This window comes from Metabacillus sp. KH_069, from assembly GCF_057838075.1.
Map to the genome: position 1 here is coordinate 85,682 of NZ_CM174460.1, position 23,696 is coordinate 109,377.

The 23,696-nt window shown below is 45.2% G+C and carries 16 protein-coding genes, 9 tRNA genes and 4 rRNA genes; all 29 read left to right on the forward strand.

Annotation, left to right across the window (positions count from 1 at the left end):
• The first annotated feature begins 132 nt into the window (after window positions 1–132).
• The 29 genes from tilS to AC3ISE_RS00580 all read left to right on the forward strand — a co-directional run bounded on the left by tilS (window position 133) and on the right by AC3ISE_RS00580 (window position 23,484).
• Window positions 133–1,518, forward strand: a complete 1,386-nt coding sequence (tilS, locus tag AC3ISE_RS00440) for a tRNA lysidine(34) synthetase TilS (RefSeq protein ID WP_489222678.1) — start codon at window positions 133–135, stop codon at window positions 1,516–1,518.
• A 21-nt stretch (window positions 1,519–1,539) separates the two neighbouring features.
• Entirely contained in the window at window positions 1,540–2,082 is a 543-nt protein-coding gene (hpt, locus tag AC3ISE_RS00445; RefSeq protein WP_489222679.1) for a hypoxanthine phosphoribosyltransferase, read from the forward strand.
• 103 nt (window positions 2,083–2,185) lie between these two features.
• The gene (gene ftsH, locus AC3ISE_RS00450; RefSeq protein WP_489222680.1) at window positions 2,186–4,120 is read left to right on the forward strand and encodes an ATP-dependent zinc metalloprotease FtsH; all 1,935 of its coding nucleotides are present in this window, start codon (window positions 2,186–2,188) and stop codon (window positions 4,118–4,120) included.
• 219 nt (window positions 4,121–4,339) lie between these two features.
• Window positions 4,340–5,107 carry a type III pantothenate kinase gene (locus AC3ISE_RS00455; protein ID WP_070877667.1) on the forward strand — a complete coding sequence of 256 codons (768 nt, stop codon included), beginning with the start codon at window positions 4,340–4,342 and terminating at the stop codon, window positions 5,105–5,107.
• 19 nt (window positions 5,108–5,126) lie between these two features.
• Window positions 5,127–6,005 (forward strand): Hsp33 family molecular chaperone HslO, encoded by an 879-nt coding sequence (gene hslO, locus AC3ISE_RS00460; protein ID WP_206197421.1) that lies wholly within the window; start codon window positions 5,127–5,129, stop codon window positions 6,003–6,005.
• A 23-nt stretch (window positions 6,006–6,028) separates the two neighbouring features.
• Window positions 6,029–6,940, forward strand: coding sequence for a peptidyl-prolyl cis-trans isomerase (locus tag AC3ISE_RS00465; protein WP_489222681.1), 912 nt, complete (start codon window positions 6,029–6,031; stop codon window positions 6,938–6,940).
• 106 nt (window positions 6,941–7,046) lie between these two features.
• Window positions 7,047–7,970 (forward strand): cysteine synthase A, encoded by a 924-nt coding sequence (cysK, locus tag AC3ISE_RS00470; RefSeq protein WP_489222682.1) that lies wholly within the window; start codon window positions 7,047–7,049, stop codon window positions 7,968–7,970.
• 132 nt (window positions 7,971–8,102) lie between these two features.
• The gene (trpE, locus tag AC3ISE_RS00475) at window positions 8,103–9,536 is read left to right on the forward strand and encodes an anthranilate synthase component I (RefSeq protein WP_489222683.1); all 1,434 of its coding nucleotides are present in this window, start codon (window positions 8,103–8,105) and stop codon (window positions 9,534–9,536) included.
• Complete coding sequence (pabA, locus tag AC3ISE_RS00480) at window positions 9,533–10,120, forward strand: aminodeoxychorismate/anthranilate synthase component II (protein WP_489222684.1); 588 nt, start codon at window positions 9,533–9,535, stop codon at window positions 10,118–10,120. Before trpE ends, pabA begins: the two co-directional genes overlap by 4 nt.
• Before the next feature lie 4 nt (window positions 10,121–10,124).
• Window positions 10,125–10,988: an aminodeoxychorismate lyase gene (pabC, locus tag AC3ISE_RS00485; RefSeq protein WP_489222685.1), complete on the forward strand. Its 864-nt coding sequence runs from the start codon at window positions 10,125–10,127 to the stop codon at window positions 10,986–10,988.
• A gap of 15 nt (window positions 10,989–11,003) precedes the next feature.
• Window positions 11,004–11,861, forward strand: coding sequence for a dihydropteroate synthase (gene folP, locus AC3ISE_RS00490; RefSeq protein ID WP_489224229.1), 858 nt, complete (start codon window positions 11,004–11,006; stop codon window positions 11,859–11,861).
• Complete coding sequence (gene folB / locus AC3ISE_RS00495; protein WP_489222686.1) at window positions 11,854–12,216, forward strand: dihydroneopterin aldolase; 363 nt, start codon at window positions 11,854–11,856, stop codon at window positions 12,214–12,216. The genes folP and folB overlap by 8 nt, the downstream gene beginning before the upstream one ends.
• Window positions 12,213–12,737: a 2-amino-4-hydroxy-6-hydroxymethyldihydropteridine diphosphokinase gene (folK, locus tag AC3ISE_RS00500; protein WP_489222687.1), complete on the forward strand. Its 525-nt coding sequence runs from the start codon at window positions 12,213–12,215 to the stop codon at window positions 12,735–12,737. Before folB ends, folK begins: the two co-directional genes overlap by 4 nt.
• A complete protein-coding gene (locus AC3ISE_RS00505; RefSeq protein ID WP_070877677.1) occupies window positions 12,689–12,895 on the forward strand; it encodes a helix-turn-helix domain-containing protein in 207 nt (68 codons plus the stop codon). The genes folK and AC3ISE_RS00505 overlap by 49 nt, the downstream gene beginning before the upstream one ends.
• Before the next feature lie 16 nt (window positions 12,896–12,911).
• Entirely contained in the window at window positions 12,912–13,913 is a 1,002-nt protein-coding gene (dusB, locus tag AC3ISE_RS00510; RefSeq protein WP_489222688.1) for a tRNA dihydrouridine synthase DusB, read from the forward strand.
• A gap of 92 nt (window positions 13,914–14,005) precedes the next feature.
• Window positions 14,006–15,505, forward strand: coding sequence for a lysine--tRNA ligase (gene lysS / locus AC3ISE_RS00515; RefSeq protein WP_070877679.1), 1,500 nt, complete (start codon window positions 14,006–14,008; stop codon window positions 15,503–15,505).
• Window positions 15,506–15,790: 285 nt separating this feature from the next.
• Window positions 15,791–17,340 (forward strand): 16S ribosomal RNA (locus AC3ISE_RS00520).
• A gap of 236 nt (window positions 17,341–17,576) precedes the next feature.
• Window positions 17,577–20,506: ribosomal RNA gene (locus AC3ISE_RS00525) — 23S ribosomal RNA — on the forward strand.
• Window positions 20,507–20,598: 92 nt separating this feature from the next.
• Window positions 20,599–20,714, forward strand: a 5S ribosomal RNA gene (gene rrf, locus AC3ISE_RS00530).
• Between the two features lie 36 nt (window positions 20,715–20,750).
• A tRNA-Val gene (locus AC3ISE_RS00535) sits at window positions 20,751–20,826 on the forward strand.
• 91 nt (window positions 20,827–20,917) lie between these two features.
• A tRNA-Thr gene (locus AC3ISE_RS00540) sits at window positions 20,918–20,993 on the forward strand.
• Window positions 20,994–21,164: 171 nt separating this feature from the next.
• Window positions 21,165–21,240, forward strand: a tRNA-Lys gene (locus tag AC3ISE_RS00545).
• Window positions 21,241–21,253: 13 nt separating this feature from the next.
• Window positions 21,254–21,334, forward strand: a tRNA-Leu gene (locus AC3ISE_RS00550).
• A gap of 9 nt (window positions 21,335–21,343) precedes the next feature.
• Window positions 21,344–21,415, forward strand: a tRNA-Gly gene (locus AC3ISE_RS00555).
• A 9-nt stretch (window positions 21,416–21,424) separates the two neighbouring features.
• Window positions 21,425–21,513, forward strand: a tRNA-Leu gene (locus tag AC3ISE_RS00560).
• A 19-nt stretch (window positions 21,514–21,532) separates the two neighbouring features.
• A tRNA-Arg gene (locus AC3ISE_RS00565) sits at window positions 21,533–21,609 on the forward strand.
• 4 nt (window positions 21,610–21,613) lie between these two features.
• Window positions 21,614–21,690 (forward strand) — tRNA-Pro (locus tag AC3ISE_RS00570).
• 15 nt (window positions 21,691–21,705) lie between these two features.
• Window positions 21,706–21,781, forward strand: a tRNA-Ala gene (locus AC3ISE_RS00575).
• A gap of 153 nt (window positions 21,782–21,934) precedes the next feature.
• Window positions 21,935–23,484: ribosomal RNA gene (locus AC3ISE_RS00580) — 16S ribosomal RNA — on the forward strand.
• Together the 16S, 23S and 5S rRNA genes with 9 tRNA genes alongside form the textbook arrangement of a ribosomal RNA operon.
• Window positions 23,485–23,696: the final 212 nt, after the last annotated feature.

Genomic DNA, 23,696 nt, shown 5'->3' on the forward strand with positions numbered 1-23,696 from the left:
TGTGTGAACGGGGGACTTCTTTTTTGCAGACGCCAAAGTATGCGTGATAGTATGAATGTTAGAATGTACCGTTCTCAGACAGGGTGGGTTTTAGGAAGAACTTATTAAATTCAGCTATAAAAGAGGAATGCCATGCTAGAACGTTTCCGGACTTTTCTTAATGTAAACGATATAAAAGATGCCACTGTTGTAATCGGGGTTTCAGGCGGTCCTGATTCGCTCGCCCTTCTTCATCTATTTATGAGGTTTCAGCAATCTTTACGTCTTTCAATCATTGCTGCTCATGTGGATCATATGTTTAGAGGTTCAGAATCAGAAGAAGAAATGGAATTTGTTAAGCACTATTGCCGTTCAAATGGAATTCCATGTGAAGCTGTCCAGCTCAACGTTCCTGATTTCGCCCGCAAGCACCCGGAAATGAGTGCCCAGAATGCAGCAAGAGAGTGCCGCTACTCTTTCTACAGCAAGGTAATGGAGAAACATGATGGAGCGTTTTTGGCTTTAGGGCATCATGGCGATGATCAGGTTGAAACCATTTTAATGAGAATGACAAGAGGAAGCCTTGGTGCTTCAATTGCCGGAATTCCTGAAATCCGTGATTTCAACAGCGGGAAAATCATTCGTCCGTTCTTATCCTATACAAAAGATCAAATTCTTGCGTACTGTCATGAACACGGGCTCTCTCCGCGTTTTGATCCAAGCAACGAGAAGCAGGACTATACAAGAAATCGCTTCCGCAAACATGTTTTGCCGTTTCTTAAGGAAGAAAACCCTAAGGTTCATGAGAGATTTCAGTTTTTCAGCAGAACATTTAGAGAAGATGAGCAGTTCTTACAGGAATTAACGAAAGAAAAATTGAATACAGTATTGAAAAGGAAAGAAAAGAACGAAATCGAACTGAATATTGAAATGTTTAAAACCCTGCCTATGCCTTTACAAAGAAGAGGTATTCAACTAATATTAAACTATCTTTACGAAGATATTCCATCTTCCCTTTCTTCTATACATATAGAGAGTCTTCAGTCTTTACTCTCGCAAAAACATCCTTCCGGTTCACTTGATTACCCAGACGGTCTAAAAGTAATCAAATCCTATCAAACGTGTTTGTTTACTTTTGAACAAAACACAGACCAGTCATATGAGATGCAGGTGCAGATACCTTCACGCACAGCCCTCCCGAATGGGTATATCATAACTTGTGAAATTTCGGACAGGAGTCCTGATGATCTGTCAGGGAACCATGTGTTCGTCATGCCATATTCTTCTTTGAACAAGCCCTTGCTTATCCGCACAAGAAGGCAGGGTGATAAAATCAAACTGAAAGGCATGAACGGTACGAAAAAAGTAAAAGATATATTTATTGATGCTAAAGTACCGATCAATAAGAGAAACAGCTGGCCTGTTTTAGAAGATGGCAGCGGTAATATCCTCTGGCTTCCCGGTCTTAAGAAATCTTCATTTGAAGAATACGGGTTAACCGAGGGCGATTGTGTTGTACTGGAATATAAAGAGCAATGATTTTGTAGGGGGCAACTTGTAATGAAGCAGGATATCGAAAAAGTATTAATCACAGAAGAAGAGATCAGTGTCAAAGTAAAAGAATTGGGCAAAGTGCTGACGGAAGAATACAAAGACCGTTTTCCGCTTGCAATCGGTGTTTTAAAAGGTGCTATGCCTTTTATGGCTGACTTGCTGAAGAACATTGATACATACTTGGAAATGGACTTCATGGATGTTTCGAGTTATGGTACATCTACAGTCTCTTCCGGAGAAGTTAAAATCCTTAAGGATTTGGATACTTCAGTTGAAGGCAGAGACATTCTGATCATCGAAGATATCATCGACAGCGGACTGACTTTAAGCTACTTAGTTGAGCTTTTCCGTTACCGCAAAGCAAAAACAATCAGCATTGTCACGCTGCTTGATAAACCGACTGGACGCAAAGCTGATATCCAGGCGGATTATGTAGGCTTTGAAGTGCCGGATGCATTTGTAGTCGGCTATGGTTTGGATTACATTGAACGCTACCGCAATCTTCCGTACATCGGCGTACTGAAGCCTGAAATTTATCAAAATAACTGACACTGGATTTTGTCAAGTACACAAATGGCTAATTAGTTGTATTGCCATGATTTTCTATGATACTATTTAAAATAGTTGTGTTTACTGTGGGAGGAGGTAAGGAATGAATCGGATCTTCCGTAATACCATATTTTACTTATTAATCTTTTTAGTGGTAATTGGAGTCGTCAGTTTTTTCCAAGGAAACAATACAAAAACTGAACCGTTAACTTACAGCAAATTCATTTCCGAACTTGAGGCTGGGGATGTTGAAGAAATAACGATTCAGCCGCTGCGCGGGGTTTATGAAGTCAAAGGTAAGTTAAATGATTATAAAGAAGATGAGTTATTTGTCACTCATGTATTAAGCGACAAAGCATTAGACCGTGTGGATGCTGCTGCTCAGGGGAAAACGACCGTTAAGTTCGTTCCTGCAGAAGAAACCAGCGGATGGGTAACATTCTTTACATCCATCATTCCTTTTGTCATTATCTTCATTCTTTTCTTCTTCTTGCTCAACCAGGCTCAGGGCGGCGGCAGCCGTGTCATGAACTTTGGAAAAAGCAAAGCCAAGCTTTACAGCGAAGAAAAGAAAAAGGTCAGATTTAAAGATGTTGCAGGTGCAGATGAAGAGAAGCAGGAGCTTGTTGAAGTCGTGGAATTCCTGAAGGATCCGCGTAAATTCGCAGAGCTTGGCGCACGTATTCCTAAAGGTGTTCTTCTTGTAGGACCTCCTGGAACGGGTAAAACGCTTCTTGCTCGTGCTGCTGCCGGAGAAGCTGGTGTGCCATTCTTCTCTATAAGCGGATCTGATTTTGTTGAAATGTTTGTCGGTGTAGGGGCTTCCCGTGTTCGTGACTTGTTTGAGAATGCGAAGAAGAATGCACCATGTATTATCTTTATTGATGAAATTGATGCAGTCGGCCGTCAGCGCGGCGCTGGTCTTGGCGGAGGCCATGATGAGCGTGAGCAGACACTTAACCAATTGCTTGTTGAAATGGACGGTTTCGGCGGAAATGAAGGAATCATTATGATTGCTGCGACAAACCGCCCTGACATCCTTGATCCTGCATTATTGCGTCCAGGCCGTTTTGACCGTCAGATTACGGTTGACCGTCCTGATCTAAAAGGCCGTGAGGCAGTGCTCGAAGTACATGCCCGCAACAAGCCTTTAGATGATTCTGTTAACTTAAAATCAATCGCTGCTCGTACACCGGGCTTTTCAGGAGCTGATCTTGAAAACTTGCTGAATGAGGCTGCCCTCGTTGCTGCACGCCGCGACAAGAAGAAGGTCGATATGACAGATATCGATGAAGCAACAGACCGTGTAATTGCTGGTCCTGCGAAGAAGAGCCGTGTTATTTCTCAAAAAGAACGCAAAATTGTTGCCTACCATGAAGCAGGGCATACAATTATCGGAGTGATTCTTGATGAGGCTGATATGGTGCACAAAGTAACAATCGTTCCGCGCGGTCAAGCCGGCGGGTACGCAGTTATGCTTCCGAAAGAGGATCGTTACTTTATGACGAAGCCTGAGCTTCTTGATAAAATTACCGGACTGCTTGGAGGCCGTGTAGCTGAGGACATCGTATTCGGCGAAGTCAGCACAGGAGCATCCAATGACTTCCAGCGTGCGACAGGTATTGCCCGCCGCATGGTAACGGAGTTTGGTATGAGTGATAAGCTTGGCCCATTGCAATTTGGCCAATCTCAAGGACAAGTGTTCTTAGGACGCGACTTTAACAGTGAGCAGAACTATAGTGATGCTATTGCACATGAAATTGATATGGAAGTGCAGCGCTTCATTAAAGAAAGCTATGAGCGTGCTAAGAAGATTCTTACTGAGAATCGTGATAAATTAGAGCTGATTGCTCAAACGCTGCTTGAAATTGAAACACTTGATGCAGAACAAATTAAACATCTTGTGGATCATGGCACATTGCCGGAACGTCCAGCTGCATCTCCTGATAAAAAACAAGAAGATGTGAAAGTAAACATCCTCCCGAAAAAGGATGAAGAACAAACATCTGAAATACATGAAGATCGCAAAGAAGATTAAGTGATCTGAGAGAGAACCGCATGTTCATTATGAGCTTGCGGTTCTTTCTTTTTGCATTTCATCTTCTAAAAAGAATAAAATGGAGATGTTGTTTATTTCGGGGAATGAAAATGGATTCAGTTCTTATTTTTAACCGATTCGAATCCTTAACTCATATGATATGATTGAAAAGAATGAACCCTGGATTGGTAAAAGAAACTAGACAAAGTGGTGATACATATGTTTTTAGTATTGGATGTAGGGAATACAAATACGGTTTTAGGCGTTTTTGAAAGTGATGAATTAAAACATCACTGGCGTATCGAAACGACAAGAAACAAAACGGAAGATGAATTTGGCATGCTGATCAAATCATTATTTGAGCATGAAGGCATACATCTTTCAGACATAAAAGGCATTATTATTTCGTCCGTCGTTCCACCAATTATGTTCTCACTTGAGAGAATGTGCTCAAAGTACTTTAAGCAAAAGCCTTTAGTTGTGGGACCGGGAATTAAAACGGGTCTGAACATAAAATATGAGAATCCGCGCGAGGTCGGGGCTGACCGTATTGTAAATGCAGTTGCGGGCATTCACTTATACGGAGGACCATTGATTATTGTTGACTTTGGTACAGCCACAACCTATTGCTATATCAATGAGGAAAAACAATATATGGGGGGAGCTATTGCCCCTGGGATTAATATTTCAACAGAAGCGTTATATTCACGTGCTGCCAAACTGCCGAGAATTGAAATTGCAAGACCGGATGATATTATCGGAAAAAATACAGTAAGTGCGATGCAGGCCGGTATTTTGTTTGGTTATGTGGGACAAGTTGAAGGTATTGTTAATAGAATGAAACAACAGGCAAAAGCAGAGCCTAAGGTTATTGCTACAGGAGGACTGGCATCATTGATAGCGTCTGAATCAAGTGTGATTGAAATTGTCGATCCTTTTCTGACGTTAAAAGGCCTGCAGCTTATTTATGAAAGAAACAGCATATAATTTGGAAGGTGAGATTACATTGGATTATCTAGTAAAGGCACTTGCGTTTGACGGACAAGTGCGTGCATATGCAGCTAAAACAACAGACACTGTAGGAGAAGCACAAAGAAGACACCAGACGTGGCCGACTGCTTCAGCAGCTTTAGGCCGGTCTATGACAGCTGGGGTTATGCTTGGGTCTATGCTTAAAGGCGAGAACAAAATGACGATTAAAGTTGAGGGAGGCGGGCCTATCGGTGTCATTGTTGTAGACAGCAATGCAAAAGGCGAAGTGCGAGGATACGTCACAAACCCTCAAACTCATTTTGATCTTAACGAAAAAGGCAAGCTTGATGTCGCAAAAGCGGTAGGTACTTCGGGAATGCTTTCGATTGTGAAGGATCTTGGAATGAAAGAACATTTTACTGGTTCTGTCCCGATCGTATCTGGTGAATTAGGCGAGGACTTTACTTATTACCTTGTATCCTCAGAGCAGGTTCCTTCTTCTGTGGGTGTTGGCGTACTAGTGAATCCGGATAATACCATCCTTGCAGCGGGAGGATTCATCATTCAATTAATGCCGGGTACAGATGAATCAACGATTACAGAGATTGAAAAGCGTCTTGGCAGTGTTGAGCCAATCTCGAAATTAATTCAAAAAGGATTAACTCCTGAAGAAATTCTTTTTGAAGTATTGGGAAAAGAAAATGTGAAGCTTCTTGATAAACATTCTGTTGCGTTCCATTGTCCTTGCTCCCGCGATAGAATTGCCAATGCGATTATCAGCCTTGGTGCAGAAGAAATTCAAAGCATGATTGAAGAAGATGGCAAAGCAGAAGCAGAATGTCATTTTTGCAATGAAAGATACCATTTTAATAAAGAAGAATTAACAGAGCTGAAAGAAAGCGCCTCAAACTGAACAATGAAACAGGAGATGGAGAAATGAGCGGAAAAACAGTATGGCCAATCATTTTCGGTCTTGTCATCATTAATTGTTTTACCTTGGCGTATTTCTTATCTAAAGATGACAGTATGGCAGCTGTTGTTTCTGGTGAAAACCAGGAATCTGAGTCAATTGCTGTGGTCGGAACAAAAGAGATTACCAGGGAAGACTGGATGGCTGAGCTTGAAGAGCGTTTCGGAAAAGAAACCCTTGAAGAGATGATTAATTTTACAGTAGTTGAGGAGCTTGCTGAAAAGCACAGCATCAAGATCCCGGATGAAGAACTTGACCGCGAGCTTACGATATACAAATCCATGTACAACTCGCTTGACAATGAACATCTTTCAGATACTAAAGAACTGCGCGAGCAAATCAGGTACAGCATTCTGCTGGAAGAATTGTTAACAAAGGATGTTGAAATATCTGATAAGGAATTAAAAGCCTATTATGACTCCAACAAAGACCTGTATTCCATTGAGGATTCGTATCACTTATTCCATATTGTAACGAAGACAGAGAAAGATGCTTTAAAAGTGATAGAAGAACTAAAAGGCGGCTCAAGCTTTGAAGCGCTGGCCTCTGAAAAATCAATAGATGAATTCACTGCAAATGAGGGCGGAGATCTTGGGTTTGTGTCAGAGAATAATGATTATCTTCCCTCGCAATATGTTGTAGAGGCTGAGAAGCTGAAGGTTGATGAGTGGAGTAAGCCGATTAAAAGTGATCTTGGCTATTCTGTCCTCTTATTAAAAGAAAAGCTTGATGGAGTCCAGTATTCATACGAAGATGTGAAAAACCAAATGAGAAGGCAGATTGCACTAGAACAAATGGAATCTGCGGTATCCGTTAAACCGTTGTGGGAAGAGGCGGGAGTTACGTGGTTTTATGGAGACAATGCCTCTAAAGAATAAGCAGTTGGTCCTATTCGAGAAGTAAGAAAAGATTGACAATTCAGACTGGGTTTTGGTACATTCTTTTTAAAGCCAATAAAAATACTCGGAAATAGAGGTGGTCAGATTGACGCGTGTAGCAAATTCAATACACGAACTGATTGGGGAAACACCGATAGTGAAGTTAAATCGAATCGTAGAAGAGAATAGTGCTGATGTTTATTTGAAGCTTGAGTTCATGAATCCGGGCAGCAGTGTAAAAGACCGGATTGCACTGGCGATGATTGAGGCAGCTGAAGAAAAGGGTCTGCTTAAAGCAGGGGATACGATTATTGAGCCGACAAGCGGCAATACGGGAATTGGCTTGGCAATGGTTGCTGCTGCCAAAGGCATTAAGGCAATCTTGGTAATGCCTGAGACAATGAGTATGGAGCGCCGTAATCTTTTAAGAGCGTACGGAGCTGAGCTTGTGCTCACACCAGGTCCTGAAGGAATGGGCGGAGCCATTCGAAAAGCTGAAGAGCTTTCTAAAGAACATGGCTACTTCATGCCTCAGCAATTTAAAAATGAAGCAAATCCAGACGTTCACCGCAGAACAACAGGTCCTGAAATTGTGAGCCAAATGGGCGATCAGCTTGATGCATTTATTGCAGGTATCGGAACTGGAGGTACAATCACTGGTGCAGGTGAAGTGCTGAAAGAAGCTTATCCGGGCATTAAGATCTATGCAGTTGAGCCTTCAGACTCCCCAGTATTGTCTGGCGGTAAACCAGGCCCTCATAAAATTCAGGGCATCGGTGCAGGATTTGTCCCTGATATCTTGAAAACAGACATTTACGACGGAGTCATTACCGTTAAAAATGAAGAAGCATTTGAGGTGGCCCGCCAAGCTGCTAAAGAAGAAGGCTTGCTTGGTGGAATTTCTTCAGGTGCAGCCATTAAAGCGGCATTGCAGGTTGCGAAAGAATTAGGCAAAGGCAAAAAAGTGCTGGCCATTATTCCAAGCAACGGCGAAAGATACTTAAGCACTCCGCTTTATCAATTTGATTAAAAATAAAAACAGCCCCCGGGCTGTTTTTTTCTATATTGCCGCTCAGTTTCCTCTCCTTTCAATATTTTCATCATGTAATCTTCTTGTGTTTTAGGTAAAATGAAAGTATGAGTTTTAAAGGAGAGGGTCCAGATGCATCTTGAGAGAAAGCCGCTCGCAAAAAAAACGGCATACAATCTTGATTTCTTTAAACAATATCAGCATCTTTCAAAACATGAGGAGTATCATGCTTTTTTAGAAAGCGGCAGAGGCGGACGGTACAGCATTGCAGGACTTAAGCCTGCAGCGATAGTTCGGGGGAAAGATTCTGTTTTAAACATACAAGTGAAAGATTCTGCAGAAGAACGGAAAGGGAATCTGCTCGATGTATTCAGAGATTGGTTTTCTGCTTATCAATCTGTAAAAGATGAAGAGCTTCCGGATTTTCAGGGAGGAGCCATTGGCTTTTTCAGCTATGATTGTGTAAGATATTTCGAAAAGCTGGATCGGCATTCAGAAGATGATCTTGAAACACCTGATCTGTTTTTCTTGCTGTTTGATGACCTTGCTGTATATGATCACCAAAAGCGTGAAATTTGGTTCATTACCCATTACCCTGCGGATAATGAAGTCGAAGAGGCTAAGAAACGGCTTGCTGAAATGGAACAGAAGTGGACTGAGGAGCGCACTGAGCCGTTTATTCATAAACCGGCCGCTGAGCCCGGAGCGGATGCTTTAAAGGGTGCTTTTACTAAAGAATCATTTATGGAAGCAGTAGAGAAAATCAAAGAATATATTGAGAGCGGCGATGTTTTTCAAGTGAATTTATCCGTAAGGCAAACGCAGCCGCTCGGAGTTCATCCGCTTAAAGTATATGAAACCCTAAGAGAATTAAACCCTTCTCCTTATATGGCCTATCTGGAATTAAAGGATTTCCAGATTGTCAGCGGATCTCCAGAGCTTTTAGTGAAAATTGATGGAGAAAAGGCAAGCACGCGCCCCATTGCAGGAACCAGATCCAGAGGGGAAAATGAAGAAGAAGATACCAAGCTTGCAAATGAACTGATTGAAAATGAGAAGGAACGGGCAGAGCACGTTATGCTCGTCGATCTCGAGAGAAATGATTTAGGCCGGGTGTGCAAATACGGAACGGTTGAAGTAAATGAGTTCATGGTCATTGAAAAGTATTCGCACGTCATGCATATTGTTTCAAATGTCCAGGGAACATTAGCTGAGGGCAAAGACTATATCGACGTTTTTAAAGGAGTTTTTCCTGGAGGCACGATAACAGGGGCGCCGAAAATTAGAACGATGGAAATCATTGAAGAGCTGGAACCATCACGCAGAGGCATATATACGGGATCAATCGGCTGGATTGGATATAATGGTGATATGGAGCTGAACATTGTCATCCGCACACTGCTTGCAAAGGATGGACATGCCTACATCCAGTCAGGAGCGGGGATCGTCATTGATTCAAATCCTAAGCATGAATACAAAGAGTCATTGAAAAAGGCGCAGGCCTTACTGAGAGCAAAAGAGCTGAGTGAAGAAGAGAATATGACAGCAGAGGTGAGAGAAAGATGATTTTAATGATTGATAATTATGATTCATTTACGTTTAATTTAGTGCAGTATTTAGGTGAGCTTGGCGAAGAACTGCTTGTCCGCAGGAACGATGAAATCACTTTGGATGAAATTGAAGAGCTTGCTCCCGATTTCCTGATGATTTCGCCAGGGCCATGCAGCCCTAACGAAGCGGGAATCAGTCTTGCGGCCATCGAACGCTTTGCAGGGAAAATTCCTATCTTTGGGGTTTGCCTTGGGCATCAATCCATTGCACAGGTATTTGGCGGTGATGTCGTCCGTGCGGAACGGCTAATGCACGGAAAAACATCAGAGATGCATCACGATGGAAAAACGGTTTTTCAGGATATCGAAAATCCATTTACCGCAACGCGCTATCATTCCTTAATTGTGAAAAAAGAAACATTGCCTGAGTGCTTTGAGATTACAGCCTGGACAGATGAAGATGAAATTATGGCGATTCGTCATAAAACTCTTCCGATGGAAGGTGTGCAATTTCATCCTGAATCGATTATGACTTCTTTCGGGAAACATTTACTCGGCAATTTCATCAAAACTTACCAGCCGTCCAAAAAACTGGTTTAACGATATGTATATTTACCTTAATTCAGGTTATGTAAAAGCTGAGGATGCGAAAATCTCTCCTTTTGATCATGGTTATCTGTATGGATTAGGGGCATTTGAAACATTCAGACTGTATAAGGGGCACCCATTTTTGCTGGACGATCATTTGCGCCGTCTCCGGGGTGCCCTGGAAGAGCTTCATATCCACTTAGATCTATCCGGTCTGCAAATTGAGGAAGTAATTCAGAAACTGCTTGTCCTGAATCAGCTGGAGAACGAGGACGTTTCAGTTCGTTTAAATGTTTCAGCTGGCGCAGGCGGGCTTGCCTTTGGTGCAATGGAATATATGGAGCCGACTGTGATGCTCTTTATGAGGAAGCTGCCTGAAATGCCTGAGGACTATGAAAAGAGCGGCCTCATCTTATCACTTCCCCGCAACACCCCTGAGGGAGAGCAGCGCCTGAAGTCGCATCATTATCTAAATAATGTTTTGGCCAAGCATGAAATCGGCAACGAACCATCAATTGAAGGTATTTTTTTAACGAAAGAAGGTTTTGTGGCAGAAGGGATTGTATCAAATCTTTTTTGGGCAAAAGACCAAATCGTCTATACCCCTGCAATTGATACTGGGATTTTAAATGGGATTACCCGCCAGTTTGTTATTCGCTGTTTAGAAAAAAGCGGTGTTCAGGTGGCAGAAGGTTTCTATTTGGCAGAAGATCTGCTGAAGGCTGATGAGGTATTTGCGGTCAATTCTGTTCAGGAGATCATTCCTTTAAAAGAAATTGGTTCCCAATCTTTTTTAGGAAAAAAAGGTGAAATAACGCAAATGCTACAGAAGAAGTATAAGCAAAATACAATGCTGCTGAAAAGCAGATATGAGCTGTAAAGGATTGATGAAATGATGGACACGACATTACTGGACAATAAGAAAGAATTATCATGCGGCCCTTATAGATTAAACATGAGCGAGAAAACCTTTATCATGGGGATCTTAAATCTTACTCCGGACTCTTTCTCTGATGGAGGAAAATTTAATCATATAGATGCTGCACTAGCGCATGCAGAAGAGATGATTGCTGATGGGGCGGATATCATTGATGTTGGCGGTGAATCCACACGTCCAGGGGCGGAGTATGTTGATGCTGCTGAAGAGATTAAAAGAGTGGTTCCGATCATTGAAAAACTTTCTAAGGCCATCAATGTGCCAATATCTATCGATACGTATAAAGCAGATGTCGCTGAACAGGCCATCCTGGCAGGAGCAACTATCATCAACGATGTGTGGGGAGCAAAAGCAGATCCAAATATGGCTGCTGTAGCGGCCAAGTACAATGTCCCAATTGTTTTAATGCACAATCGGCAAGAGCGAAATTACGGCAGCCTGATTTCTGATATGATTGCCGATCTTAATGAAAGTGTAGAAATTGTTAAGCGGGCTGGTGTTCAGGATGATAAGATTATCTTAGATCCGGGTATAGGTTTTGCAAAGACAATGGAGGATAATCTTGTTGTCATGAGAAACCTTGAAACATTTTCGCAGCTTGGCTATCCGGTTCTTCTGGGAACATCAAGAAAAACCTTCATTGGCCGCATTCTTGATCTGCCACCTTCCGATAGAATGGAAGGAACGGGCGCTACAGTGTGCCTCGGGATTGAAAAGGGATGCAGCATTGTGCGTGTGCATGATGTTCAGAGCATTGCAAGAATGGCTAAAATGATGGATGCGATGCTTGGAAAAGGGGCGGCTGTTCATGGATAAAATTTTTGTAAGCGGCATGGAATTCTACGGGTATCACGGGGTATTCTCAGAAGAAACAAAACTCGGCCAGCGCTTCCGCGCAGACCTCACAGTTGAGATTGATTTGCGCGAAGCGGGACGCACGGATGATCTTCAGCATACAGTGAACTATGCTTCTCTCTATAACATCTGTAAAGACATCGCAGAAGGCAAGCCTTATAAGCTTGTAGAATCTGTAGCGGAAAAGATAGCTGAAAAAGTGCTGAAGGAATTTCAGCAGGTAAATCATTGCACGGTAAAACTGTACAAGCCGGACCCCCCAATCGCAGGACATTATCAGCACGTTGCGGTTGAAATTGGAAGAGGCCGCGCATGAACAAAGCTTATCTTGCACTTGGATCTAATATTGGAGACAGAGAGCGTTATGTAAAAGATGCTATCCTAAGCCTGAATGAGCATTCGGACATAGAGGTAGAAAACATTTCCTCTATTTATGAAACAGATCCAGTAGGCTACGAAGATCAGGATGCATTTTTGAACATGGTGCTCTCCGTCCGCACGGATTTATCAGCGTTTCAGCTGCTCGATGTTATGCAGAAGATTGAAAAAGAGCTTGGGAGAAAAAGAGAAGTAAAATGGGGGCCGCGAACTTTAGACCTTGACATTTTATTGTTTAATCATGAAAATATTGAAACAGAGCACCTGATTATTCCTCACCCTAGGATGTCAGAACGTGCGTTTGTATTAATGCCGCTTTATGAGATACAGCCAGATATAAGGATTCCAAACAGGGAGCAGCCGCTTTCGATGATTATAGATCAATTAACAGATAAAAAAGGAGTACGAATATGGAAGCAGAAAAATGGGGAAGACGTATTCGCGCTTTTCGAAAGCTAAAAGGATATACTCAAGAAGGATTTGCAAAAGATCTGGGTATTTCTGTGTCTGTTTTAGGTGAAGTTGAACGGGGAAACAGACTGCCGAATGATCAGTTGATTCAAGAAGTAGCGGCCGCACTGAACGTCACCATAGAAGAGTTATCACCAAGAGATTAAGAAAGGAGGTCAAACAATGTTTAAAATAGGCGATATTCAAATGAAAAACCGCGTTGTTCTTGCGCCGATGGCGGGGGTCTGCAATTCTGCATTCCGTCTGACAGTAAAAGAATTTGGAGCGGGTCTCGTCTGTGCTGAAATGGTCAGCGATAAAGCAATTCTCTATAACAATGCCAGAACAATGGGCATGCTTTATATCGATGAGCGCGAAAAACCATTAAGCCTTCAAATTTTCGGAGGAGTAAAGGACACATTGGTAGAAGCGGCTAAATTCGTAGATAAGAATACGACTGCAGATATTATCGATATTAATATGGGTTGCCCTGTACCTAAAATTACAAAATGTGATGCGGGCGCAAGATGGCTCCTTGATCCAGACAAAATATACGACATGGTTTCGGCTGTTGTCGATGCTGTTGAAAAACCAGTTACTGTTAAAATGCGCATGGGCTGGGATGACAAGCATATTTATGCTGTCAGAAATGCTCAGGCAGTTGAAAGAGCTGGCGGGAAAGCCGTAGCGCTTCATGGCCGTACAAGAGTTCAAATGTATGAAGGAACAGCAAATTGGGATATCATTAAAGAAGTTAAACAATCCGTCAATATTCCTGTTATCGGAAATGGCGATGTTCAAACTCCCCAAGACGCAAAAAGAATGCTTGATGAAACAGGTGTGGATGGCGTCATGATCGGCCGTGCGGCTCTTGGAAACCCTTGGATGATCTACCGTACAGTTCAGTATCTTGATACAGGTGAATTGATCGGCGAGCCGTCTCTGCGTGAAAAAATGGACGTATGCAAGCTTCATTTAGACCGCTTAATCGCTTTAAAAGGTGAAAGTGTGGCCGTCAGAGAAATGAGAAAGCATGCTGCATGGTATCTTAAAGGCATCCGCGGCAACGCCATCGTAAGGAATGCTGTTAATACAATGGATACTAGAGATGAGCTTGTGGACTTGCTGGATGAGTTCACATTAGAAGTAGAAGCAAAACAACAAAACAGCATTCAGGCAGGCTAAACTGTCTTACAACGCAGCGATTGCATACTGCCAGTTTGGACTGGCAGTTTTTCTGCTTTCGTTCATAACTAATAGAATAGGAGCTGATTTTTTTGAGTCACGAAGAATTAACCCACGAAGAACTGAATGACCAGCTGAAAGTGAGACGGGAAAAACTACATACATTGCGCGAAAAAGGTTTGGATCCATTCGGCAAACGCTTCGAGCGTACGGGTTATACAGCACAATTGGTGCGCGAGTACGGTGAAATTTCAAAAGAAGATCTTGAAGAAAGAGAAATCTCTGTTACGCTTGCCGGAAGAATCATGACAAAGCGCGGCAAGGGCAAAGCGGGATTCGCTCACATTAAAGACATCGAAGGGCAAATTCAGATCTATGTTCGCAAAGATGCTGTAGGCGATGAGCAATATGAACTTTTCAACACCGCTGACTTAGGGGATATTGTCGGGGTTACTGGTGTTATGTTCAAAACAAAAGTGGGCGAGCTTTCTATTAAAGTCACAAGCTTTGAATTGCTGACAAAATCATTGCGTCCTCTTCCAGACAAATTTCACGGCTTAAAAGACATCGAGCAGCGCTACCGTCAAAGATACTTGGATTTAATCATGAACGATGAGAGCAAAAGCACATTTATCGCACGCAGCAAGATCATTCAGTCTATGCGCCGTTATTTGGACCAAAACGGATACTTAGAGGTTGAAACTCCAACTATGCATACAATTGCAGGTGGAGCATCAGCACGTCCGTTTGTAACACACCACAACGCACTTGATATGCAATTGTACATGCGCATCGCGATTGAGCTTCATTTGAAGAGACTTATTGTGGGCGGCATGGAAAAAGTATATGAAATTGGCCGTGTGTACAGAAACGAAGGTATTTCAACACGCCATAACCCGGAGTTCACTATGATTGAGCTTTATGAGGCTTATGCTGACTATAGAGACATCATGTCACTAACTGAAAACCTGATTGCTCATATTGCGAAAGAGGTAACAGGATCTACAAAAGTGACTTATGGCGAATATGAGATTGATCTTCAGCCTGAGTGGACTAGATTGCACATGGTTGATGCAATTAAAGAGCGTACAGGTGTAGACTTCTGGCAGGAAATGACCGTTGAAGAAGCTCGTGCGCATGCAGCTGAGCATAATGTTGAAATCAACAAAAATATGACAGTTGGCCATATCATCAATGAATTCTTTGAGCAAAAAGTAGAAGAGCATTTAATTGAACCTACATTTATCTTTGGTCACCCGGTTGAAATCTCACCTCTTGCGAAAAAGAATGATGAAGATCCTCGTTTCACTGATCGTTTTGAGCTATTCATTGTAGCTCGCGAACATGCGAACGCATTTACAGAACTAAATGATCCGATCGATCAAAAAGAGCGTTTTGAAGCACAGCTTCAAGAAAGAGAACAAGGAAATGACGAAGCGCATATGATGGACGAAGACTTCATTGAAGCTTTGGAATACGGAATGCCTCCAACAGGCGGTCTTGGTATCGGAATCGACCGTGTTGTTATGCTTCTGACAAACTCATCTTCTATTAGAGATGTATTGTTATTCCCGCATATGAGACATCGTTAATATAGCTTAAAAACCTCCGTTTAAAGACGGGGGTTTTTTTATTTTATTTTTTTGTAAAAAAGGCTTGCTTAATAGTGTTAGCGGTGATATATTATTAAACGTTGCCGCAAAAAAGCGGACAAACAGAAAAATAAAAAGTTGAAAAGAGTGCTTGACTTATTAAAACGAATTTGTTATTATAATAAAGCTGCTCTTGAAGCAAATGATCTTTGAAAACTAAACAAAACCAAAAGCGTACCAAACGTTTTAAATTTTTAAGTCAGCAACAAAATGAGTCACAAATTTTCTTCGGAGAGTTTGATCCTGGCTCAGGACGAACGCTGGCGGCGTGCCTAATACATGCAAGTCGAGCGGACTTGCTGGAGCTTGCTCCAGCAGGTTAGCGGCGGACGGGTGAGTAACACGTGGGCAACCTGCCTGTAAGACTGGGATAACTCCGGGAAACCGGAGCTAATACCGGATAGTATCTTGAACCGCATGGTTCAAGTTGGAAAGACGGTTTCGGCTGTCACTTACAGATGGGCCCGCGGCGCATTAGCTAGTTGGTGAGGTAATGGCTCACCAAGGCAACGATGCGTAGCCGACCTGAGAGGGTGATCGGCCACACTGGGACTGAGACACGGCCCAGACTCCTACGGGAGGCAGCAGTAGGGAATCTTCCGCAATGGACGAAAGTCTGACGGAGCAACGCCGCGTGAGTGATGAAGGTTTTCGGATCGTAAAACTCTGTTGTTAGGGAAGAACAAGTGCGAGAGTAACTGCTCGCACCTTGACGGTACCTAACCAGAAAGCCACGGCTAACTACGTGCCAGCAGCCGCGGTAATACGTAGGTGGCAAGCGTTGTCCGGAATTATTGGGCGTAAAGCGCGCGCAGGCGGTTTCTTAAGTCTGATGTGAAAGCCCCCGGCTCAACCGGGGAGGGTCATTGGAAACTGGGAAACTTGAGTGCAGAAGAGGAGAGTGGAATTCCACGTGTAGCGGTGAAATGCGTAGAGATGTGGAGGAACACCAGTGGCGAAGGCGACTCTCTGGTCTGTAACTGACGCTGAGGCGCGAAAGCGTGGGGAGCGAACAGGATTAGATACCCTGGTAGTCCACGCCGTAAACGATGAGTGCTAAGTGTTAGAGGGTTTCCGCCCTTTAGTGCTGCAGCTAACGCATTAAGCACTCCGCCTGGGGAGTACGGTCGCAAGACTGAAACTCAAAGGAATTGACGGGGGCCCGCACAAGCGGTGGAGCATGTGGTTTAATTCGAAGCAACGCGAAGAACCTTACCAGGTCTTGACATCCTTTGCCACTTCTAGAGATAGAAGGTTCCCCTTCGGGGGACAAAGTGACAGGTGGTGCATGGTTGTCGTCAGCTCGTGTCGTGAGATGTTGGGTTAAGTCCCGCAACGAGCGCAACCCTTGATCTTAGTTGCCAGCATTCAGTTGGGCACTCTAAGGTGACTGCCGGTGACAAACCGGAGGAAGGTGGGGATGACGTCAAATCATCATGCCCCTTATGACCTGGGCTACACACGTGCTACAATGGATGGTACAAAGGGCTGCGAGACCGCGAGGTTTAGCCAATCCCATAAAACCATTCTCAGTTCGGATTGCAGGCTGCAACTCGCCTGCATGAAGCTGGAATCGCTAGTAATCGCGGATCAGCATGCCGCGGTGAATACGTTCCCGGGCCTTGTACACACCGCCCGTCACACCACGAGAGTTTGCAACACCCGAAGTCGGTGGGGTAACCGCAAGGAGCCAGCCGCCTAAGGTGGGGTAGATGATTGGGGTGAAGTCGTAACAAGGTAGCCGTATCGGAAGGTGCGGCTGGATCACCTCCTTTCTAAGGAATATATGAGGACGCTTTTGGTTTTTGTTTAGTTTTGAGAGATCATTCTCTCTATATGATAGAAGACAAATCTTCTGATTTGTCGGTTGTTCTTTGAAAACTAGATAACGTAATTGATAACAAGTAATTCACTGAGATTTACGCTTACCATAATTAGTGATTTTCTAGACATTTATGTCTAAACAAACAACGAAATGCGAAACGCATCTAATGATGCGGCTGACCATTTAGGTTAAGTTATGAAGGGCGCACGGTGGATGCCTTGGCACTAGGAGCCGATGAAGGACGGGACTAACACCGATATGCTTTGGGGAGCTGTAAGTAAGCTTTGATCCAGAGATTTCCGAATGGGGAAACCCACTGTTCGTAATGGAACAGTATCTTTATCTGAATACATAGGATATTGAAGGCAGACCCGGGGAACTGAAACATCTAAGTACCCGGAGGAAGAGAAAGCAAACGCGATTTCCCAAGTAGCGGCGAGCGAAACGGAATTAGCCCAAACCAAGAGGCTTGCCTCTTGGGGTTGTAGGACACTCTATACGGAGTTACAAAGGAACGGGGTAGATGAAGCGACCTGGAAAGGTCCGTCAGAGAAGGTAAAAACCCTGTAGTCGAAACTTCGTTCCCTCCAGAGTGGATCCTGAGTACGGCGGGACACGAGAAATCCCGTCGGAAGCAGGGAGGACCATCTCCCAAGGCTAAATACTCCCTAGTGACCGATAGTGAACCAGTACCGTGAGGGAAAGGTGAAAAGCACCCCGGAAGGGGAGTGAAAAGATCCTGAAACCGTGTGCTTACAAGTAGTCAGAGCCCGTTAATGGGTGATGGCGTGCCTTTTGTAGAATGAACCGGCGAGTTACGATCCCGTGCAAGGTTAAGTTGATGAGACGGAGCCGCAGCGAAAGCGAGTCTGAATAGGGCGTTTTAGTACGTGGTCGTAGACCCGAAACCAGGTGATCTACCCATGTCCAGGGTGAAGTTCAGGTAACACTGAATGGAGGCCCGAACCCACGCACGTTGAAAAGTGCGGGGATGAGGTGTGGGTAGCGGAGAAATTCCAATCGAACCTGGAGATAGCTGGTTCTCTCCGAAATAGCTTTAGGGCTAGCCTCAAGTATGAGAGTCTTGGAGGTAGAGCACTGATTGGACTAGGGGCCCTCATCGGGTTACCGAATTCAGTCAAACTCCGAATGCCAAAGACTTGCTCCTTGGGAGTCAGACTGCGAGTGATGAGATCCGTAGTCAAGAGGGAAACAGCCCAGACCACCAGCTAAGGTCCCAAAGTATACGTTAAGTGGAAAAGGATGTGGAGTTGCTTAGACAACCAGGATGTTGGCTTAGAAGCAGCCACCATTTAAAGAGTGCGTAATAGCTCACTGGTCGAGTGACTCTGCGCCGAAAATGTACCGGGGCTAAACGTATCACCGAAGCTGTGGACTGTTCTTACGAACAGTGGTAGGAGAGCGTTCTAAGGGCGTTGAAGCTAGACCGTAAGGACTGGTGGAGCGCTTAGAAGTGAGAATGCCGGTATGAGTAGCGAAAGAGGGGTGAGAATCCCCTCCACCGAATGCCTAAGGTTTCCTGAGGAAGGCTCGTCCGCTCAGGGTTAGTCGGGACCTAAGCCGAGGCCGAAAGGCGTAGGCGATGGACAACAGGTTGATATTCCTGTACCACCTCCTCACCATTTGAGCAATGGGGGGACGCAGGAGGATAGGGCAAGCGCGCTGTTGGATATGCGCGTCCAAGCAGTTAGGCTGAGAAGTAGGCAAATCCGCTTCTCGTGAAGGCTGAGCTGTGATGGCGAGGGAAATTTAGTACCGAAGTTCCTGATTCCACACTGCCAAGAAAAGCCTCTAGCGAGGTGAGAGGTGCCCGTACCGCAAACCGACACAGGTAGGCGAGGAGAGAATCCTAAGGTGAGCGAGAGAACTCTCGTTAAGGAACTCGGCAAAATGACCCCGTAACTTCGGGAGAAGGGGTGCTTTTTAGGGTTCATAGCCCTGAAAAGCCGCAGTGAATAGGCCCAGGCGACTGTTTAGCAAAAACACAGGTCTCTGCGAAGCCGCAAGGCGAAGTATAGGGGCTGACGCCTGCCCGGTGCTGGAAGGTTAAGGGGAGAGGTTAGCGCAAGCGAAGCTTTGAACCGAAGCCCCAGTAAACGGCGGCCGTAACTATAACGGTCCTAAGGTAGCGAAATTCCTTGTCGGGTAAGTTCCGACCCGCACGAAAGGCGTAACGATCTGGGCACTGTCTCAACGAGAGACTCGGTGAAATTATAGTACCTGTGAAGATGCAGGTTACCCGCGACAGGACGGAAAGACCCCGTGGAGCTTTACTGTAGCCTGATATTGAATTTTGGTACAGCTTGTACAGGATAGGTAGGAGCCTTGGAAACCGGAGCGCCAGCTTCGGTGGAGGCATTGGTGGGATACTACCCTTGCTGTATTGAAATTCTAACCCACAGCCCTGATCGGGCTGGGAGACAGTGTCAGGTGGGCAGTTTGACTGGGGCGGTCGCCTCCTAAAATGTAACGGAGGCGCCCAAAGGTTCCCTCAGAATGGTTGGAAATCATTCGCAGAGTGTAAAGGCACAAGGGAGCTTGACTGCGAGACCTACAAGTCGAGCAGGGACGAAAGTCGGGCTTAGTGATCCGGTGGTTCCGCATGGAAGGGCCATCGCTCAACGGATAAAAGCTACCCCGGGGATAACAGGCTTATCTCCCCCAAGAGTCCACATCGACGGGGAGGTTTGGCACCTCGATGTCGGCTCATCGCATCCTGGGGCTGTAGTCGGTCCCAAGGGTTGGGCTGTTCGCCCATTAAAGCGGTACGCGAGCTGGGTTCAGAACGTCGTGAGACAGTTCGGTCCCTATCCGTCGTGGGCGCAGGAAATTTGAGAGGAGCTGTCCTTAGTACGAGAGGACCGGGATGGACGCACCGCTGGTGTACCAGTTGTCTTGCCAAAGGCATCGCTGGGTAGCTATGTGCGGAAGGGATAAGTGCTGAAAGCATCTAAGCATGAAGCCCCCCTCAAGATGAGATTTCCCATCACGTAAGTGAGTAAGAACCCTGAAAGATGATCAGGTTGATAGGTCTGAGGTGGAAGCGCGGTGACGTGTGGAGCTGACAGATACTAATCGTTCGAGGACTTAACCACAGTCTAATAAAGTGTAACATTTAAGTGAATCTTGTTATCATACGTTATTTAGTTTTGAAAGAATAACATTCTTTCTAATCAATTGCATATTGTCTGGTGATGATGGCAAAGAGGTCACACCCGTTCCCATGCCGAACACGGAAGTTAAGCTCTTTAGCGCCGATGGTAGTTGGGGGTTTCCCCCTGTGAGAGTAGGACGTTGCCAGGCAGTATACATTATACTTAAGCACGAAAGTGCTGTAGTGGAGGATTAGCTCAGCTGGGAGAGCATCTGCCTTACAAGCAGAGGGTCGGCGGTTCGAGCCCGTCATCCTCCACCATTTATTTCTTACTGCTGCTTGACTAGGTTTCCTGAGATCAGGACGACTTTATCAAGTGAATAAACAAAGTTGTACTTCATACTATTAAAATGCCGGTGTAGCTCAATTGGTAGAGCAACTGACTTGTAATCAGTAGGTTGGGGGTTCAAGTCCTCTTGCCGGCACCAGTTTTACCGAAGTATGCTTCATTGAATAACTAAGTGCCATTAGCTCAGTCGGTAGAGCACGATCGAGTAATCTTCGAAGCTTATGCTTCAGCACACAAATCGAGCCACTACTTGAATAATCTTTCTGAGATTTGGGTGTCTTGCAAAACTAAAGAGTGTTTTCTTAACTAAGTGCCATTAGCTCAGTCGGTAGAGCATCTGACTTTTAATCAGAGGGTCGAAGGTTCGAGTCCTTCATGGCACACCATTTTCCTTAATATGCGGGTGTGGCGGAATTGGCAGACGCGCTAGACTTAGGATCTAGTGTCTTTGACGTGGGGGTTCGAGTCCCTTCACCCGCATCATATTTTGCGGAAGTAGTTCAGTGGTAGAACACCACCTTGCCAAGGTGGGGGTCGCGGGTTCGAATCCCGTCTTCCGCTCTTACTTGCGCCGGGGTGGCGGAACTGGCAGACGCACAGGACTTAAAATCCTGCGGTAGGTGACTACCGTACCGGTTCGATTCCGGTCCTCGGCACCACTTATTTCATATTATATATGCGCCCGTAGCTCAATTGGATAGAGCGTTTGACTACGGATCAAAAGGTTATGGGTTCGACTCCTATCGGGCGCGCCATATACGGGAAGTAGCTCAGCTTGGTAGAGCACTTGGTTTGGGACCAAGGGGTCGCAGGTTCGAATCCTGTCTTCCCGACCATTTCCGTTTTTAATTGGGGCCTTAGCTCAGCTGGGAGAGCGCCTGCCTTGCACGCAGGAGGTCAGCGGTTCGATCCCGCTAGGCTCCACCAATTACTTTTAAAAAAGTTGTTGACTTAGTATTTCAACAATGATATGATTTAAAAGTTGCTCTTGAAGCAAATGATCTTTGAAAACTAAACAAAACCAAAAGCGTACCAAACGTTTTAAATTTTTAAGTCAGCAACAAAATGAGTCACAAATTTTCTTCGGAGAGTTTGATCCTGGCTCAGGACGAACGCTGGCGGCGTGCCTAATACATGCAAGTCGAGCGGACTTGCTGGAGCTTGCTCCAGCAGGTTAGCGGCGGACGGGTGAGTAACACGTGGGCAACCTGCCTGTAAGACTGGGATAACTCCGGGAAACCGGAGCTAATACCGGATAGTATCTTGAACCGCATGGTTCAAGTTGGAAAGACGGTTTCGGCTGTCACTTACAGATGGGCCCGCGGCGCATTAGCTAGTTGGTGAGGTAATGGCTCACCAAGGCAACGATGCGTAGCCGACCTGAGAGGGTGATCGGCCACACTGGGACTGAGACACGGCCCAGACTCCTACGGGAGGCAGCAGTAGGGAATCTTCCGCAATGGACGAAAGTCTGACGGAGCAACGCCGCGTGAGTGATGAAGGTTTTCGGATCGTAAAACTCTGTTGTTAGGGAAGAACAAGTGCGAGAGTAACTGCTCGCACCTTGACGGTACCTAACCAGAAAGCCACGGCTAACTACGTGCCAGCAGCCGCGGTAATACGTAGGTGGCAAGCGTTGTCCGGAATTATTGGGCGTAAAGCGCGCGCAGGCGGTTTCTTAAGTCTGATGTGAAAGCCCCCGGCTCAACCGGGGAGGGTCATTGGAAACTGGGAAACTTGAGTGCAGAAGAGGAGAGTGGAATTCCACGTGTAGCGGTGAAATGCGTAGAGATGTGGAGGAACACCAGTGGCGAAGGCGACTCTCTGGTCTGTAACTGACGCTGAGGCGCGAAAGCGTGGGGAGCGAACAGGATTAGATACCCTGGTAGTCCACGCCGTAAACGATGAGTGCTAAGTGTTAGAGGGTTTCCGCCCTTTAGTGCTGCAGCTAACGCATTAAGCACTCCGCCTGGGGAGTACGGTCGCAAGACTGAAACTCAAAGGAATTGACGGGGGCCCGCACAAGCGGTGGAGCATGTGGTTTAATTCGAAGCAACGCGAAGAACCTTACCAGGTCTTGACATCCTTTGCCACTTCTAGAGATAGAAGGTTCCCCTTCGGGGGACAAAGTGACAGGTGGTGCATGGTTGTCGTCAGCTCGTGTCGTGAGATGTTGGGTTAAGTCCCGCAACGAGCGCAACCCTTGATCTTAGTTGCCAGCATTCAGTTGGGCACTCTAAGGTGACTGCCGGTGACAAACCGGAGGAAGGTGGGGATGACGTCAAATCATCATGCCCCTTATGACCTGGGCTACACACGTGCTACAATGGATGGTACAAAGGGCTGCGAGACCGCGAGGTTTAGCCAATCCCATAAAACCATTCTCAGTTCGGATTGCAGGCTGCAACTCGCCTGCATGAAGCTGGAATCGCTAGTAATCGCGGATCAGCATGCCGCGGTGAATACGTTCCCGGGCCTTGTACACACCGCCCGTCACACCACGAGAGTTTGCAACACCCGAAGTCGGTGGGGTAACCGCAAGGAGCCAGCCGCCTAAGGTGGGGTAGATGATTGGGGTGAAGTCGTAACAAGGTAGCCGTATCGGAAGGTGCGGCTGGATCACCTCCTTTCTAAGGAATATATGAGGACGCTTTTGGTTTTTGTTTAGTTTTGAGAGATCATTCTCTCTATATGATAGAAGACAAATCTTCTGATTTGTCGGTTGTTCTTTGAAAACTAGATAACGTAATTGATAACAAGTAATTCACTGAGATTTACGCTTACCATAATTAGTGATTTTCTAGACATTTATGTCTAAACAAACAACGAAATGCGAAACGCA

Excerpts from the sequence above, each read along its gene's own strand:
- tilS (WP_489222678.1), top strand. The coding sequence starts at position 133 with ATGCTAGAACGTTTCCGGACTTTTCTTAATGTAAACGATATAAAAGAT.
- hpt (WP_489222679.1), top strand. The coding sequence starts at position 1,540 with ATGAAGCAGGATATCGAAAAAGTATTAATCACAGAAGAAGAGATCAGT.
- ftsH (WP_489222680.1), top strand. The coding sequence starts at position 2,186 with ATGAATCGGATCTTCCGTAATACCATATTTTACTTATTAATCTTTTTA.
- AC3ISE_RS00455 (WP_070877667.1), top strand. The coding sequence starts at position 4,340 with ATGTTTTTAGTATTGGATGTAGGGAATACAAATACGGTTTTAGGCGTT.
- AC3ISE_RS00465 (WP_489222681.1), top strand. The coding sequence starts at position 6,029 with ATGAGCGGAAAAACAGTATGGCCAATCATTTTCGGTCTTGTCATCATT.
- trpE (WP_489222683.1), top strand. The coding sequence starts at position 8,103 with ATGCATCTTGAGAGAAAGCCGCTCGCAAAAAAAACGGCATACAATCTT.
- pabA (WP_489222684.1), top strand. The coding sequence starts at position 9,533 with ATGATTTTAATGATTGATAATTATGATTCATTTACGTTTAATTTAGTG.
- pabC (WP_489222685.1), top strand. The coding sequence starts at position 10,125 with ATGTATATTTACCTTAATTCAGGTTATGTAAAAGCTGAGGATGCGAAA.
- folP (WP_489224229.1), top strand. The coding sequence starts at position 11,004 with ATGGACACGACATTACTGGACAATAAGAAAGAATTATCATGCGGCCCT.
- folB (WP_489222686.1), top strand. The coding sequence starts at position 11,854 with ATGGATAAAATTTTTGTAAGCGGCATGGAATTCTACGGGTATCACGGG.
- folK (WP_489222687.1), top strand. The coding sequence starts at position 12,213 with ATGAACAAAGCTTATCTTGCACTTGGATCTAATATTGGAGACAGAGAG.
- AC3ISE_RS00505 (WP_070877677.1), top strand. The coding sequence starts at position 12,689 with ATGGAAGCAGAAAAATGGGGAAGACGTATTCGCGCTTTTCGAAAGCTA.
- dusB (WP_489222688.1), top strand. The coding sequence starts at position 12,912 with ATGTTTAAAATAGGCGATATTCAAATGAAAAACCGCGTTGTTCTTGCG.